Below are 3,092 nucleotides of genomic sequence, written 5' to 3' on the forward strand. Positions count from 1 at the left end.
TTGAGTAAGTTTAAAGATTATGAATCGACACCTGATATAAGCAATAATAATACTAAGGCTACAGGAAAATATGACCCTGCTTTTGTTACACCAGCAAGATTATATGAAAATTTTGTGGGTATATTTTTTGATGACAGAAGTATTGAAAGAGGCAAAATAATTTCTAAAAAAATATTCGATAATTCAAATAATTTACTTACCGAAGAACTTTTTTCTTATAATGATGATGTAAATCGTTTTAATAAATATAGCGTAAGTATCCATGGAACGGGATTATTACTTCAGGCAAATAAAGTTTATTTTTATAATGATTACCTGAGTCAAAAAGTAACTAAAACGTACGTCAATACTAGCTCATTAAGTACTACTGAAAATGACGTTTACAATTCAGTGACTAATAATTTAATATCCAAAACATTATTGAATAGCACAGGAGAAACGTTAGAGACAAAGTATTTTTACCCTACAGATTCTCAAATGGCGAGTGAACCTAATATTAATATTTTTGCTAATAAAAATATTACAGGTATTCCATTAAAAACGCAAGAATTTAGAGGATCAGAAAAAATGTCTGAACAAAAAACACAATATGGATATGATACTTCTACAAGTAATTTATTGGCCAGGAAATATATTTATGCAAATAAAGGGGTAAATGGTGTTGCTTTAGCAGATAAAAAAATCACTTTCGACAAGTATGATGATACAGGGAATGTATTACAATATACTCCAGAGGGAGGAATTCCTGTGTCTATAATTTGGGGATATAATAAAATGCAACCTATTGCTAAAATTGAAAATATGCTGTATTCTTCTATTCCGGCAACGACTATCACAAATTTACAGACACTGTCAAATGCTGATAATGATAACTGTCTATCGTCAGATTGTGGAGAACAACAACTTAGAGAGGCATTAAAAACTTTTAGAAATTCACTTTCGGTAACTGCTTTTTTAACGACGTATACTTACAATCCTTTAATAGGTATTACAAGTGTAACAGATGCTAAAGGAATAGCTACCTATTATGAATATGATACGGCTAATCGACTAAAATTTGTAAAAGATAAAGATTTAAATGTACTCCAGAAATATTGTTATAATTATAAAGGACAGCAAGTTGACTGTTCAAATAATACATCGACAAGTATAATTTTGTATAAAAGCATAGCAAGAAGTGGTCCTTTTACCAGAAACAATTGTGGTGCGGGCGTTCCTGGGTCGACCGTTACTTATAGCCAGGCTGCTGGCGCTGTAACATCTGTTATATCTCAAGCAGATGCTGATGATAATGGGTTTACTAAATTTAATACTGATGGACTGGCTTATGCCAATACTACCGGAGTTTGTATTCTGCCCGTAGTTTACACCTATGATTATACGTTTTCTGCTGCATCAAATAGTATGACTATAAGAGTGTATTGTTCAGTGGCAAACCATCCTGATGCTACTTTTAATTTTATAATTAACTATGAAAGCAAAGCTAATAAACCTTTGGTATTAAGAAAAAGTATTGTTTTGGCAGCTGGTCAGGTTTCAGGTTTTGAGACATTTACATTAAGTGCAACCGAAGGCAGTGAAAGTGTAGATCTTTCCGGACCTGTTCAGTAACTGCAATAAATTAAAAATATAAAAGAGATCTTAATGAAAAAATATATATCGATTATAATTTTGTTGTTACTTGCAATTCCGGGTATCAATGCTCAGACTTTCAGCGACGATAATTTTATTTACAAAGCTGCTCCCAAGAAGAAAGTGCAGTCGTTTAATTTCAGTACGCTGACAAAAGATGATATCAATCAAAGTGTGACTTATTTTGATGGACTTGGCCGTCCGGTTCAAACCACAGCGATAAATCAGGGAGACACCAATGGAGGGACTACTGATATAGATATTGTTACGCCAATTGAATATGATAGTTTTGGCAGACAAGTAAAAGAGTATCTGCCATATCCCTCAACTAATAGTACGACAAGTTATGCAAGAATTGCAATGGCTTCATCATTAACTACATTAAGTGGAGTTTACAATACCACTAAATACGAAAACACAACAAATCCATATTCTGAAAAGAGATTTGAAGCCTCTCCGCTAAATCGTGTATTAGAACAAGCAGCACCGGGAAATGACTGGGCGCTAGCCAATACTAAAAAAAATACTATAAAACTGAATTACCAAATCAACACTACCACCGACGCGGTAAGATTATATAAAGCTACTACAAGTTGGAACGCAACTAACCTTTCGTATGATATTACTTTTTCAGACGTGGGGAGTTATACTCAATATGAATTGTACAAAATGGTAACTTTTGATGAGAATTCCGGTGTGAGCCCAACTGAAAAAACAGGTTCAACAGTAGAATTTAAAAATAAAGAAGGACAGGTAGTTCTTAAAAGAACCTATGATGCAACAGTTAACCATGATACTTATTATGTTTATGATATGTATGGAAACCTGACCTATGTGATTCCTCCATTGGCTGGCGGTACTATTAGTGCTAATGTTTTAAATGGATTGTGCTACCAGTACAAATACGATGATAGAAACCGATTGGCAGCCAAAAAACTTCCCGGCAAGCAATGGGAGTTTATAGTTTATGACAAATTAGATAGACCCGTGGCAACCGGACCCGCTTTTTCACCTTGGGGAGACGGGACCATTGGTATGCTGATTACTGAGTACGATGTTTTTGGAAGAATAACACAAACCGGTTGGAAAACTCTAAGTGTTTCGGAGTCTACTCGTAGCACATGGCAAGGAAATATTAATGGAGGTACTAATCCTTTTGGTTTGGTAACTAATGATATACTTACTAAAAATTATTATGACAGCTATGGTTTTTCTGGAGCGCAAGTCCCGCCCTCGACTATAGAATCACAAACGGTTCTGACAAATGTAAAAACTTTGCCTACCGGAAGCTGGATAAGAACCCTAACAATACCAACAGCTACGTTAGGTGACACCAATACCATATTTTATGATGAATATGCAAGACCCATACAAACCTATAGTTTGACTTATTTGGGAGGTTCTACCATCACTAGTACTAATCTTGATTTTACAGGAAAAACAATTTATACCGTTACAAA

At 34.4% G+C, this 3,092-nt stretch carries 2 protein-coding genes; both read left to right on the top strand.

What is annotated here, in order from left to right; all coding sequences use genetic code 11:
* Window positions 1-1,611 (top strand): DUF5977 domain-containing protein (locus EAH81_RS27600; protein ID WP_241676670.1); only part of this gene is annotated, 1,611 nt, incomplete at its 5' end.
* Between the two features lie 33 nt (window positions 1,612-1,644).
* Window positions 1,645-3,092: DUF6443 domain-containing protein (locus tag EAH81_RS27185; protein ID WP_241676671.1), on the top strand; the 1,448-nt coding region annotated here is incomplete at its 3' end.

This window comes from Flavobacterium pectinovorum, from assembly GCF_006438875.1.
Lineage (GTDB): Bacteria > Bacteroidota > Bacteroidia > Flavobacteriales > Flavobacteriaceae > Flavobacterium > Flavobacterium pectinovorum_A.